Source organism: Micromonospora sp. LH3U1 (genome assembly GCF_028475105.1).
Taxonomy (GTDB): Bacteria; Actinomycetota; Actinomycetes; order Mycobacteriales; family Micromonosporaceae; genus Micromonospora.
Genome location: NZ_CP116936.1, coordinates 6278032 through 6290692, shown reverse-complemented (window position 1 = coordinate 6290692; position 12661 = coordinate 6278032). Strand labels below are relative to the sequence as shown.

The following is a 12661-nucleotide window of genomic DNA, read 5'->3' as shown; positions in this document are numbered from 1 at the left end:
GAGGTCAGTCGCGGTGGTGCCGGCCGGTGGAGCGCAGCGACCGGCGGCCATCCTCCTGCTCCGGCTCATTGTCCGCCACCGGCTTGCTCAGACCGGCGACCCAGTCGACGAACTCCTCATCCTGGGTCTGCAGCGGTTCCGCCGCGTCCGACGTCTCCCGACTCTCCTCGTCCCGGGACCGGTTGCGACGGAACAGACCGCCGAGCCGTCCTCGTCGGGAGGGCTGCTCCGCCACCTTGGCGGGCGTCGGAGCGGCCGGTGTGGCGTCGATGTTCACCGGGTCGTCGGTGCCGGTGGCGGTGGGAGCGCCAGCCTCACCAGGAACGACCGAAGGCTCTGTCATGCTCGGGCGTACCGCTGGGGCGGCCGTTTCACCGGTCGCGGCCGGGCCGTCCGGCGTGGTCTGGGCCGTCGAGCTGTCCTGCGTCCCCGTCGGTCCGGCACGGCGGGCGGTGTTGAAGGCGTTCCATGTGCTGGCCCGGCTCAAGTCCGGCAGCGGTGCCCGGTGCCGGGGCCGCGGCGTCTGCTCGGTCGGCTCAACCGGCCCGGCAAGCGGCTCGGATGCGGTTGGCCCCCGATCAGCGGCCTGCGGCGGCACTGTCCACGCGGCGGTGACCGGCCAGGCCGACGGAGCCGGCGTCCACCGGTCCGCGTCCGGGTCGCTGGCGGCCGTGACCCCGAACAATCCAGCGGTGGAACCGTCCTCGGTGGCGGTCCGCGCGCTGCCGGTTCCACCAGCCTCGGCGGCTGCGGAATCACTGGCCGGGTCGGCCGGCGGCACCGTCTGGCCGGTGGTGGTGACGGCCGAGGTGCGCGACGCTTCAGGGGCTTCCGCACCAGGGCCGCTTGCGGTGGCCGGTGTGGTCGGTGCTTGCGTGGGGTCGGTTGCGGTGGTCGGGGCGGCCGGTGCTCGCGTCCTGCCGGTCGGGGCGGTCGGGGCCGTCGGGGCGGTCGGAGTGGCCGGTGCTTGCGTCGTGGTGCCGGTTGCGGTAGCCGGTGTGGTCGGTGCTTGCGTCGTGCCGGTGCCGGTGCCGGTGCCGGTGCCGGTGCCGGTGCCGGTGGCGGTGGCGGTGGTCGGGGCGGTTGCTGCCGCCGTCGTGCCGGAGGCAGCGGCCGGGATGGGCTCGGTCGTCAGGCCGGGCCGGGTGCCCTGGCTCTCCTGGTTGGGCACAGGAGTGTCGGTGGCCGTGCCAGAGCTGGTGCTGTCGGCGGATTTGCCGGGCCGGGTCACCTTTCGGGTGCGGCCGGTGGTCGTCTCGCCGGTCGTCGCCGACTCCGATGGCGGCGTGCCCTCGGGTGAGTCAGCGGTGGCGGCGTCCGGGTTGGCCTTCGGCTTACGGGTCCGTCGCGGCTTGACCGTCAGCGGTGCATCGACCGTGCGGGAATCGACCGTGCCCGCGCTGGTTGTGCCCGCGCTGGTCGTGCCCGCGCTGCTCGTGCCCGCGCTGGCGGTGGCGGGGCTGGGTGCGCCCGCGCTGGTCAGGCCCGCGCTGGCCGGGTCGGTGACGGGGGTGTTCTTCTTGCTGATGGTGCGGTCACCGGTCGGCCTGCCGCTCGTGCCCGTCGTTGCGCTGCCGGTTGGCTCGTCGGCCTGAGGGCCGTCTGTCGAAATCGCGGCATCGGCGCGTCCCGCCGGGGTGCTGGTCGGGGTGGCGCCGGTCGAGCTGCTGACGTCGGCGGTGGCCGAGGGCTCGGTGTTGGCCGAGGGCTCGGTGTTGGCCGAGGGCTCGGTGTCGGCCGGGGAGGTGACATCGTCCCGGCTCGACGTGCGCGTCTGCGCTCCGGTGGTGAACTCACCGGTCGGATCGGTCAGCCAGGATGCGGGCTTCGCCGGAGCGGTGGGGGTCGGACCGTGTTGGCCGCTCGCGGTGGTCGCCGGCCAGTCCCAGTGGGCCGGGACGGTGCGTACCCCATCGGGGTCTCCTGCGGCCCGCGGACCTGGGGCGACACCGGCCAGCTCTGCGCCCGCCGGCTGTCCGGTCGACGGCTCCGTGTTGGCCAGCTCCGCTCCGGTGCGCTCGACGGTGTCCCGGTCGTTCGCCGAATCTTTCGACGCGGCGTTGGGCAGGGCCGGGCCGGCGGGCAGTGGCCGCAGGATGTCGCTGGGCTCGATCGCCTGCGAATCCGCCGCGCGGGCACGCGCCGGCCAGCGCAGCAGCGCGGCGGCGGCCGCGCCGAGCGCGCCGGCGAGGATCGCGATCAATGAGCCGTAGTAGGGGGTGGCCTGGTAGCGGTCCACGGCGTCGCCCGGACCGGCGATCAGGTAGGCGAACGCCACCAGCACCGGACCGGCCACCCCGGTAGCCCCGCTGACCAGTGGAGCCTGGCCCCGCCAGCGTGCCAGCCCGGCGGTCGCGGCGCCGGCAAGCAGCGCCACGGTGGGCAGCAGGAGCAGCGCCAGCCGTTGTGCGGCGGCGTCGTTCAGCCAGCTCGGCTCCAGCACTCCGAGCCGGACGGTCGGCAGCGGGCCGGCCGTGCCGAGCGACGGTAGGACGGAGATCAGCGCCAGCAGCCAGACCGCGCCGGACACAGCCGCCATGTTCCAGCCCAGCTCGGGCCGGAGCAGGACGGCGATCGCCGCGCCCGCCCCGATCACCGCACCGAGTACGGCGCAGATGCCCACCGCCCAGACCGGGTCGACGGAGATCAACTCTGCGGCGCGGGCGGGCTGCATGCAGAGCGGGGCGATGACGGTGGCACCGAGCGCGGCCGCACCGCCGATTGCCAACTGCCGGCCGGTGCTGGCCGCCGGAGCATCGCGGCGCGCGAGGCGGCCGGTCAGGACGGCGCCGACGACGGCGGCGTTCGCGGCGAACCAGCCCACCCAGACGAGCTGGGCCGGCCACTGGTTGACGGTCGTACCGGTGAAGGCGCCGGTCAGCCGGACGATGCCGAAACCGTACGCGACGCCGAGCTGGCCGGCCCCGGCCAGCACACTCACCCCGAGCGCCGTGAGCAGCAGTCTGCCCCAGGTCCGAAAGGCCATGTCGGGCACGTTACGCACCCGGTACACCCGATCGCCACCGGCGCGCCGCGCGGCGCGTCGGCCTGCGTTCGGCGGGTCTACTTGAGTTCGACCAGCCGGGCCAGGTATGTCGTGTCTCCGACATTGGTGAGCATGTGCACCGCTCCCGGGTCCCGGTACACCACTCCGCCGGCGTGTTCGTCGGCGTCGATTCGGGTGCCGTCGATGGTCTGTATGACGTTCTTGGCACCCTCGACCGCCACCACCAGGTAGGGGTGGTCGTGCCGGTGCAGCGGTTGCCGCTCGCCCGGTTCGAGGCGGATGTGCCAGACCCGGACCCGGTCGTTCTCGAACACGATCTCCTGGCCTACCGGCCCGAGTTCAGTTCCGTCGATCACGTCGGTCATCGTTGTCCGTCCAGTTGAGGGAGCACCTCGGCGGCGATCAGTTCGAGGTGGTCGAGGTCGTCGAAGTCGATCAGGCGCAGGTGGACCCGGGTGGCGCCGATCGCGGCGAACTCGCCGATCCGCTGCGCGAGCTGCGCGGGTGAGCCGACCACCGGGTCCTCCGGTGGAAGCGCGCTCTTCTCGTGCAGCGGCGCGGCCCGCCGCTGTGCCTCCGCGTCGGTCCGGCCGATGGCCACGACGATCCCGGCGGACAGCACCAACGGCTCGCGCCCGGACTCCGCCCGCCCGGTGCGCTCGCACGTCTCGCGCACCCGGTCGTACGCCTCGGCGGTGTCCGCCACCGACTTGAACGGCATGTTGAACTCGTCGGCGTACCGGGCGGCCAGTTCGGGTGTGCGCTTGGGGCCGCGCCCGCCCACGATGATCGGTGGCCCGGGCACCTGCACCGGCTTGGGTAGGGCCGGGGCGTCCACCAGCCGGTAGTGGTCGCCGTTGAAGCTGTAGGTCTCGCCGGACGGGGTCTTCCACAGTCCGGTGATCACCTCGAGCTGCTCGGCCAGCCGGTCGAAGCGCTCGCCGACCCTGGGGAACGGGATGCCGTACGACGTGTGCTCGCGTTCGTACCAGCCGGCGCCGATGCCCAGGTCGACCCGGCCGCCGCTCATCTGGTCGACCTGCGCGACCATCACCGCGAGGGGGCCGGGAAGGCGGAAGGTGGCCGACGTCACCAGGGTGCCGAGCCGGATTCGCTTGGTCTCCCGGGCCAGCGCGGCGAGGGTCAGCCAGGCGTCCGTGGGGCCGGGCAGGCCCGGGTCGGCGCCCATCGACTGGTAGTGGTCGGCGCGGAGGAAGCCTTCGTACCCGCAGGCCTCGACCAACTGGGCGAAGCGGAGCTGGGTGTCGTAGCTAGCGCCCCGGTTCGGCTCGGTGAAGACCGAGACCCGCATGTTCATCGCCCTTCCGCGCCGGCCGCGGCCGGCTGGTCGCGTTCCATCAACAGTTCGTGGAGGTCGGCGCTGACCTGGGCGACGTCGGCCAGGTGGGCGTTGCGACCCAGGGTGCGGGGCCGGGGGATGTCGACGTCGACGACCTTGCGGATCCGGCCGGGGCGGGGGCTCAGCACGACCACCCGGTCGGCGAGCAGCACCGCCTCGTCGATCGAGTGGGTGACGAAGACGATGGTCGGCTTGTTCTCCATGTGCACCCGCTGGAGTTCGCCGGAGAGTTCCTCACGGGTGAGCGCGTCCAGCGCGGAGAACGGCTCGTCCATCAGCATGACCCGGGGCTCACCGATCAACGACCGGCACAGCGACACCCGCTGCTGCATGCCGCCGGAGAGCTCGTGCGGCAGCCGCTTCTCGAAGCCGGACAACCCGGCCACGTCGAGCAGTTGCCGGGCCCGCTCGCGGTGCTTGGCGCGGCCCCAGCCGAAGATCTCCACCGGCAGCATGACGTTGTCCAGCACGGTGCGCCAGGGCAGCAGCGCCGGCTTCTGGAAGAGCATGGCGATGTCCTGGCGAGGACGGGTGATCGGCGTACCGGCCACGGTGATCTCGCCGGCGGTCAGCGGGAGCAGCCCGGCGATCAGCCGCAGCAGGGTGGACTTGCCGCAGCCGGAGCGGCCGAGGATGGCGACGAACTCGCTTTCGGCGACGCCGAGGTTGATGCCACGCAACGCCTCCACCCGGCCAGATCGGCCCTCGAAGGTACGGGACACCCCGGACAGTTGGATCATCTCCGGCGGACCTCCGCTGAGTGGACGGTCAGGAATCCGACAAAGGCTAGCCGGCCTGTCTGCGTATCGCACCGTCCGGGGTGGTCGTCAGGTTGTTTCCGTTCCGCAACCCGATACGCCTGGCGTCGCAAAGGTGGGTTTCTCGTACGCTGTGCCCGCGAAGAGTCCCCTCACGACGGCGGCGCCCGGCTTCCACCCCCTCCTGCCGGCCCGCCACGACAACCCCCTCCGGTGGCCTGCGGCCCCGGTCGGAAAGGACATGGTGCACTGATGAGAAGGCTGACCCGTACGGTCGCTACGGCCGCGCTGGCCACCGCCCTCGCCCTTGTCTCCGCCTGCAGCAGCGGGTCGGATTCGGCCGACGACGCCAAGGGCGGCGACAGCAAGACGCTGGAGAAGGTGACATACCTCACCTCGTTCGGCAACTTCGGGCGTGACTCCTACGCCTGGGTGGCGAAGGACAAGGGCTTCTTCAAGGAGGCCGGCTTCGACGTCGAGATCAAGGCCGGCCAGGGCACCGGTGGCGTCATCCAGACGGTCGTCGGCGGCCAGGCCGACTTCGGCCCGATCGACCTCACCGGCGGCCTCCTTCAGCTCGGCAGCGGCCAGGCGAAGGACTTCACCGCAGTGGCTGCGATCCAGCAGCGCACGATGGCGGGCATCGCCACTCTCGAGGGCAAGAACATCGCCTCCCCGAAGGACCTGGAGGGCAAGAAGCTCGCCGACACCCCCGGGTCCGTGGTCCGCAACCTCTTCCCGACGTACGCCCGGCTCGCCGGTGTGGACGCGAGCAAGGTGACCTGGGTCAACGGTGAGGCGCAGAACCTGATCGGCACGCTGGCCGGCGGCCAGGTGGACGGCATCGGCCAGTTCGTCGTCGGCCAGCCGACGATCGAGGCGGTGGCCAAGAAGAAGGCCGTCATGCTGCCGTACAGCAACGTGATGCAGGACCTCTACGGCAACGTGCTGATCACGTCCTCGAAGATCGCCAAGGAGAAGCCCGAGATGGTGAAGCGGTTCACCGCAGCGCTGCTCAAGGGTCTCGAGTACAGCCTTGCGAACTCCAAGGAGGCCGCCGACATCCTGAAGAAGAACGTCGACGCCACCGTGGTGGCCTCGGCCGCCGCCGAGCTGGAGCTGATGGCCGCGTACGTCCGTTCCGGCAACACCGGCACCGCGATCGGCACCCTGGACAGCGGTCGGGTCGCCAAGAGCATCGCCATCCTGCAGGGCGCCGGCGCGCTCAAGCAGAACATCACCCCCGAGCAGATCATCGACTTCAGCCTCGCGCCGAAGGCCTGATCGTCCGGTCGTCACCAGGGGGTACGCCCCACCGATTCCGGTGGGGCGTACCCCCGTCGCTCGTCGGCCCATGGGGGCCGTGGGATTTCGAGGAGGACAAGATGACCGACGTCCGGTCAGCGGACCCGGCGGTTGCGGCACCCCCACCGCCGGGTGCCGACCCCGAGGCGGGGCGTGCGGGTCGAGGTGCCGGCCTGCGGGCCCGGGCCGGGACGGCGCTGCTGCCCGCGGCCGGCCTCCTGATCGCCCTGGCGGCTTGGTGGCTGGTCGCCCGGCTGGAGCTCGTCCACCCGTTTGCCCTGCCGCCGCCCGGCGACGTCCTCATCGCGTTCGTCGACAAGCCCGCCCAGATGCTGGAGCACACCTGGGCCACGCTGAAGGAGATCGTGTTCGGCTTTGCCCTGTCGGTGGCCGCCGGCATCCTGATCGGACTCTCCCTGGCGACGTCTCGCACGGTGGAGCGGATGTTCACCCCACTGCTGGTCGCGGTGAACGCAGTGCCGAAGATCACGCTGGGCCCGCTGCTGGTGGTGGCGCTCGGCTGGGGTCAGAAGCCGATCCTGACCATGGTTTTCCTGCTCTGTTTCTTCCCGATCGTGCTCTCCACCGCGACCGGGCTGACCACCACGCCGGCCGACCTGGCCGAGCTGGTGCGCTCCTGGAACGCCTCCCGCTGGCAGGCGTTCCGCAAGGTGCGCTTCCCGGCCGCGCTGCCGCAGATCTTCGTCGGGCTCAAGGTGGCCATGCCCCTGGCCGCGATCGGCGCGGTGATCGGTGAGTTCCAGGCCGGCGAGAACGGCCTCGGGTACGTCATTCTGCAGTACGCGGGAATCGGCGACGCCGCCACCGCGTGGGCCGCGATCATGCTGGTGGCGCTGGTGAGCATCCTGCTCTACTCGGCGCTCCTGGTGATCGAGCGGATCGCGCTGCCCTGGGTGCGGGAAACCACCAGCAGTCGCTGACCAGTCAGGAAAGATCAAACCGCGAAACGCGCAGGGCCGGCCTCCCGGTAGGAGGCCGGCCCGTTTCGTCGACGCCGCTGACGTAGAAGGGGCGGCGTTACCCCGCCAACCGCCACCGGCCGTTGCGGGCGACCAGCGTGGTGAGCGCCTGCGGCATCAACCCGCTGTGGTTGTCCGGCGTCATCCGGATCGGGCCGGACAGGCCGTCCATCTGTGACGTCTCGAGCACGTCCCGAATGCCGTTGCGGTTCACCTTCCCGACCTCGCCACCGGCGCGCAGTTCCGCGTCGGCGATCAGTTGGACGGCGTCCGCGGCGAAGGACGACGACCCGTTGTAGCCACCGAAGCGTGCGGTGTAGTCCTGGAACCACTGCCGCCGCGCCGCCTTGGCCGGCGTGGTCGCGATCACGTCGTCGATCACCATCGTCTGGGTGAAGATGAGCGTGGCCCGCTCGATCGCCTTGGCCGCCGCGCCGAGGAAGAGGTCACCGGCCGCACCCGCGTCGAAGAAGAGCGACCCACGGAAGGTGGTCTGCTGGGCGCTGGTGGCGGCCAGTGTCGCCTGCTCCGGCGGGGTCCAGAAGACCAGCGCGTCGGGCTTGCTCGTTGTGAGCTGTCGGACCTGCTGGCTGACGTCGGTGTCGGTGGTCTTGACCTTCTGCTCACGGAGCGTGATTCTTGCCTTGTCCAGCTCGCTCTTGAGCGCGGTCGCGCCCTCCCGCCCATAGTCGTCGTCGCTGATGAGCAGCCCCACTTTGCGGACGTTGTTGCGGCGCAGTTCGGTGGTCAGCGCGGCGGCGCTGTCGGCGGCGTTGGGGCCCAGCTTGAACACGTAGCGCCGTTCGGCGACCGGGCTGGCGATCGCGCCGGATGCGGCGAGCGCAATGGTGGGAATCCGCTTCTCGTTGATGGTTCCGACCGCGCCGACCGCGCATTCGTTGCAGCCACCCATGATGATGGCGCTGACCCGGGAATCGCTGCTGAAGTCGGCGATGTTGCGAAGTGACTCGGCGGCGTCGGAACGGTTGTCCTTCACCTTCAGTTCGATCTTCCGGTCGTTCAGTGCTCCGGAGGAGTTCAGCTGGTCCCTCTTGAGTTCCAGCGCGCGCTGGTATGTCCGGCCGACCGGGGCCGCGGCGCCGGAGAGTTCGAGGTCGGCGGCGATCACGATCGGACTAGTGTCCTGCTCGGCTCCGCCAAACTGGCAGCCGGTGAGCGTGGTGGCCACTACGGCCGATGCGAGCGCCGCGATGGTCGCGGAGCGGATGGGGCTCAACTCAGTCCTCCAGGTGCGGGCGCGGGCGCTGCCCGGTCACCGCCGCTAATCCGTCCTCAGTGGAGGACGGGGTCTCCTCTGCCGTACGGTATGCGCGAAGCCTGCAAAACCTTGCCAATGGCCGGCGCTGTGGTCAAGCGCGGACCCCGGCAGCATTTTCGGGACGGCCATCCCACATGCTGGGGTAACGCAATGTTTGCAAAAGCTCACTTTGCATACACGCGTGACCACTCTGGAGTTACATGCCCTGTTCAGGGGCTTGCGGAAATGAAGGTATCAGTTGCCCGGATCACGGGATGCGCTCCATCCGACCGTTTCCTACCTCACTGCGGCTTCCCAAACAGGATCTTCTCTGATGAAATCGCGGCCGTGCCGCGCGTGGTCCCCTCCGCTTACGGCATGGCTCGGCGGTTCAGGCGGGGAAGAAACGACGGAGGCGATGTCGTGAGCACCGGACCGACGACCCTGCCCGCGCTCGGCGACAGTGGTCGACCTGCCCGCCGACGGTTGCCGAGACTGCGGGACGCCCGGATCCGATCGAAACTGGCGCTGATCCTGGTTGTCCCGGTGGCGGCAGTGATCGCGCTGGCCACGGTCCGCCTCATCTCCGTTGGCGAGGGTGCCTTCGACGCCACCCGGGCCCGGTCGCTGACGGCGCTCTCCATCGACGTTAGCGCCCTCACGCAGGACCTCCAAGCCGAGCGGATGGCCGCGGCGGCCTACCTGGCCACTCCGCAGCAGCCGGCCGACGCGTACAACCTGCGGGTCCGCAAGACGCAGCAGCAGGTGGACGAGTACCGCGCCGAGCGAGGCCGCGTCGGCGAGGTGCCGGCGGCTCTGCGGGACCGGCTGGCCGCCATCGACGACCACCTGTCCACGCTGGACGGCACCCGTCAGGAGGTGCTGGACCGCCGGCAGATGGCGGTCGCCGAGGCGGTGCTCCGCTACGGTGTCATCCTCACCGACCTGGTCTCCTACGGTGACGGCCTGGCCCAGCTGCCCGGCGACGAGAGCCTGTCGGACAGCCGCCGCGCGGTGTCCGCCTTCGCCCGCGCCAAGGCCTCTGTCGCCGAAGAGGAAGCGGTCGCCTTCACCGCGCTGACGACAGGCCAGCTCGACCCGGAGCAGTTCTCCTCCTTCGTGGCCACGCTGACCAGCCAGCAGGAGGCCCTGGTCTCCTTCTCCCTGGCCGCCGACCCGGTGCAGCGCGCCCTGGTCGACAGCACCGTCTCCGGTGACGCGGTCGGCCTGGCCGACCGGGTGGCCGCCGACATCACCCGCTCGGTCGGCCAGCGCCCGCTGGTTACCGCGCAGGACGCCACCGCCGCCATCGGCGCCGTGAACGACCTGATGCGCTGGGCCGAGATTCAACTGCAGGACCGGCTGCTCCAGCAGGCCGACCAGGCACGCGCGGACGTCATCCAGCAGGCCGTGGTCGAGTCGGTCCTGGTGCTGCTGACCCTGATCATCGCCGTGTCACTGGCCGTGGTGCTGGCCCGGTCGCTCAACCACTCGCTTCGCCGGCTGCGCGAGGGCGCGCTCTCGGTGGCCAACCACGACCTGCCCGACGCCGTGCAGCGGCTGCAGAACATGGGCAGCGTCGGCGACGGCGGAGTGGAGGAGATCGTCCGGCAGGTCCGGGACCCGATCCAGCTCAACACCCGTGACGAGGTCGGCCAGGTGGCGCTGGCCTTCAACGTCGTCCACCGCGAGGCGGTACGGGTCGCAGCTGAGCAGGCCGCGCTTCGTACCAGCGTCTCCGCGATGTTCCTCAACCTGGCACGTCGTAGTCAGACCCTGGTCGACCGGATGATCGGCGAGCTGGACGCGATCGAGCGCGGCGAAGAGGACCCGAAGCGGTTGGCGCAGCTCTTCGAGCTGGACCACCTGGCCACTCGAATGCGCCGCAACGACGAGAACCTGCTGGTCCTGGCCGGTGCCGACTCCGCCGCACCGCGTCACGACAACGCGCTGGTGGTGGACGTACTGCGTGCCGCCCAGTCCGAGGTCGAGCTGTACAACCGCATCGAGTTCGGGACGGTGGACACCGACATCTCGGTGGCCGCGCACGCGGTCAACGACGTGGTACGACTCGTCGCCGAGTTGCTCGACAACGCCACCCGGTTCTCGCCGCCGAACACCACCGTGGTCGCCGACGGTCGCCGGATCCGTGACTACGTCCTGATCCAGATCGAGGACCGCGGGCTCGGCCTCAGCGACGAGCAGCTCGACTCGCTCAACCGACGGCTGGCCGCCCCGCCGAGTGTCGACGTCGCCGCGTTCCGGCTGATGGGTCTGGCCGTGGTGAGTCGGCTCGCCTCCCGCTACGGCGTCCGGGTGGAGTTGCGCCGCAACGTCGAGGGCGGCACCGTCGCCCAGGTGACGTTGCCCGCCGCCACCGTGGTGCTGCCCACCAACCGGGGCCGCGAGCAGGTGCTCACCCGGCCGCGTCAGCCGATGGCCGTGGAGCAGGCGCCGCTCACCCCGGCCGGTCACGCCGAGCAGTTCGCCGGTGCCGCGACCTCGGCGGCGACGCTGCCCGACCAGTGGCGGACCAACGCGCCGGCACCGGCCCAGTGGCAGTCCCCGCTCGACGCGCGGGACACCACGTCGGCCGTGCAGGCGGGCGGCTACACCGGAACACGCTCGACGACGCCGGCCGCCCCGACACCCGCCGCCCCGCTTCTGCCGGCGCGGCCCGCGTACGGCAACGGCGCGGGCGCCTCGATGGGCAGCCCGACCGTGGCCTACCCGACCATCGACCCGCTGCCCCGGCGCGGCTCGACCGCGGATGGCGCGGACGCGCGCAGCGCTCCGGGCCTGCCGGTCGGGCCGGTCGCCGGCCCCGGCGCGGTGGCACCGCCTGCCGCGCCGTCGTTGCCCGCCGCACCGGTCAGCACCCGGCCCGACTTCCCCGCCGAGGCGCCGATCTTCCGGGAGATGGAGGCGGTCTGGTTCCGGTCGCACGGCGACGACGCCACCGCGATCTTCACCCGGCCCAACTTCGACGAGCCGTCAGCGTCCGCCACCGACGGTCCGGCCGACGCCGGCCTGCGCGCGGGCAACGGCGGTCAGTCGAGTGCGGCCGCTGTGCCAACCGCGGCGCCGGCACGCCCGCCACTGCCGACCCGGACCCCGGGCAGTTCCAACACCAACGGCACCACCACGCCGGGCACCGGGGGCGGCCGCAGCGGTGCGACCGCCAGCGGGTTCAACGCTCCGCCGGCGGTACCCCCGGCGTACGCTGCGCCTCCGGCCCCCGGACGGCGTCGGCCGCGCCCAGTGCGCCCTCCGGAGATTCGGAGGCATGGCGGACCGCGGCGGACGAGGGCTGGTCCCGGGCCAGCCGGGCCGCCGAACCGGCCCCCGCCGGGACCACCCGATCCGGGTTGCCCAAGCGGACGCCGCAGGCACAGCTGGTGCCGGGTGGCATCGAACCGAAGAGTGGCCGGGACCGCAGCCGGCGGACCCCGGACGAAGTACGTGGCCTGCTGTCGGCCTACCACCGTGGTGTGCAACGCGGTCGGACGGCCGGAACGGACCTGAACAGCACCTCGACCAAGGAGAGCCGATGAACAGGCCAGCTGCCATGCAGGACATGGGTTGGCTGCTCACCAACTTCGCCGACAGCGTGGCGGGCATCGCCCACGTGGTGGCGGTGTCCGCCGACGGGCTGCTGCTCGCGTCCTCCCGGGATCTGCCGGGGGACCGGGCGGACCAGCTCGCTGCGATCACGTCCGGCGTGGTGAGCCTGACCGAGGGCGCAGCCCGAATGTTCAGCGCGGGCGGGGTGTTGCAGACAGTCATCGAGATGGACAGCGGGTATCTCTTCCTGATGTCGATCAGCGACGGCTCGTCGATGGCCGTACTTGCCGCGCGCAGCTGCGACGTGGGCCAGGTGGGCTATGAGATGGCACTGCTGGTAGAGCGGGTGGGCGCCGCGCTGGTGCCGCTACCGCGCGACGCGGTGCGCTCCTAGCACCGGAAGGCGGCGCTCGGATCGCGCGTCGAAGC

General features: G+C 71.4%; 8 protein-coding genes and 1 pseudogene. 4 read left to right on the top strand and 5 right to left on the bottom strand.

The window, feature by feature from the left end; translation table 11 throughout:
- Positions 1-4: 4 nt before the first annotated feature.
- The 4 genes from PCA76_RS28795 to PCA76_RS28780 all read right to left on the bottom strand — a co-directional run bounded on the left by PCA76_RS28795 (position 5) and on the right by PCA76_RS28780 (position 5107).
- Positions 5-2986 (bottom strand): hypothetical protein, encoded by a 2982-nt coding sequence (locus PCA76_RS28795; protein ID WP_272613564.1) that lies wholly within the window; start codon positions 2984-2986, stop codon positions 5-7.
- 77 nt (positions 2987-3063) lie between these two features.
- A complete protein-coding gene (locus tag PCA76_RS28790) occupies positions 3064-3372 on the bottom strand; it encodes a cupin domain-containing protein (RefSeq protein WP_272613563.1) in 309 nt (102 codons plus the stop codon).
- The gene (locus tag PCA76_RS28785) at positions 3369-4319 is read right to left on the bottom strand and encodes an LLM class F420-dependent oxidoreductase (RefSeq protein ID WP_272619706.1); all 951 of its coding nucleotides are present in this window, start codon (positions 4317-4319) and stop codon (positions 3369-3371) included. Before PCA76_RS28785 ends, PCA76_RS28790 begins: the two co-directional genes overlap by 4 nt.
- Before the next feature lie 2 nt (positions 4320-4321).
- A complete protein-coding gene (locus tag PCA76_RS28780) occupies positions 4322-5107 on the bottom strand; it encodes an ABC transporter ATP-binding protein (protein ID WP_272613562.1) in 786 nt (261 codons plus the stop codon).
- Between the two features lie 270 nt (positions 5108-5377).
- On the opposite strand from PCA76_RS28780, the gene PCA76_RS28775 reads away from it, so the two are divergent.
- On the top strand, positions 5378-6409 hold the full coding sequence (locus PCA76_RS28775) for an ABC transporter substrate-binding protein (RefSeq protein ID WP_272613561.1): 1032 nt from the start codon (positions 5378-5380) through the stop codon (positions 6407-6409).
- Between the two features lie 101 nt (positions 6410-6510).
- Positions 6511-7371, top strand: a complete 861-nt coding sequence (locus PCA76_RS28770; protein WP_272613560.1) for an ABC transporter permease — start codon at positions 6511-6513, stop codon at positions 7369-7371.
- 97 nt (positions 7372-7468) lie between these two features.
- Here the strand turns inward: PCA76_RS28770 and PCA76_RS28765 are convergent, their stop codons facing one another.
- Positions 7469-8647 (bottom strand): ABC transporter substrate-binding protein, encoded by a 1179-nt coding sequence (locus PCA76_RS28765; RefSeq protein ID WP_272613559.1) that lies wholly within the window; start codon positions 8645-8647, stop codon positions 7469-7471.
- 444 nt (positions 8648-9091) lie between these two features.
- On the opposite strand from PCA76_RS28765, the pseudogene PCA76_RS28760 reads away from it, so the two are divergent.
- A pseudogene (locus tag PCA76_RS28760) lies at positions 9092-12222 on the top strand (sensor histidine kinase).
- Positions 12219-12626, top strand: coding sequence for a roadblock/LC7 domain-containing protein (locus PCA76_RS28755; protein ID WP_007465177.1), 408 nt, complete (start codon positions 12219-12221; stop codon positions 12624-12626). Before PCA76_RS28760 ends, PCA76_RS28755 begins: the two are co-directional and overlap by 4 nt.
- The last annotated feature ends 35 nt before the right edge of the window (positions 12627-12661 follow it).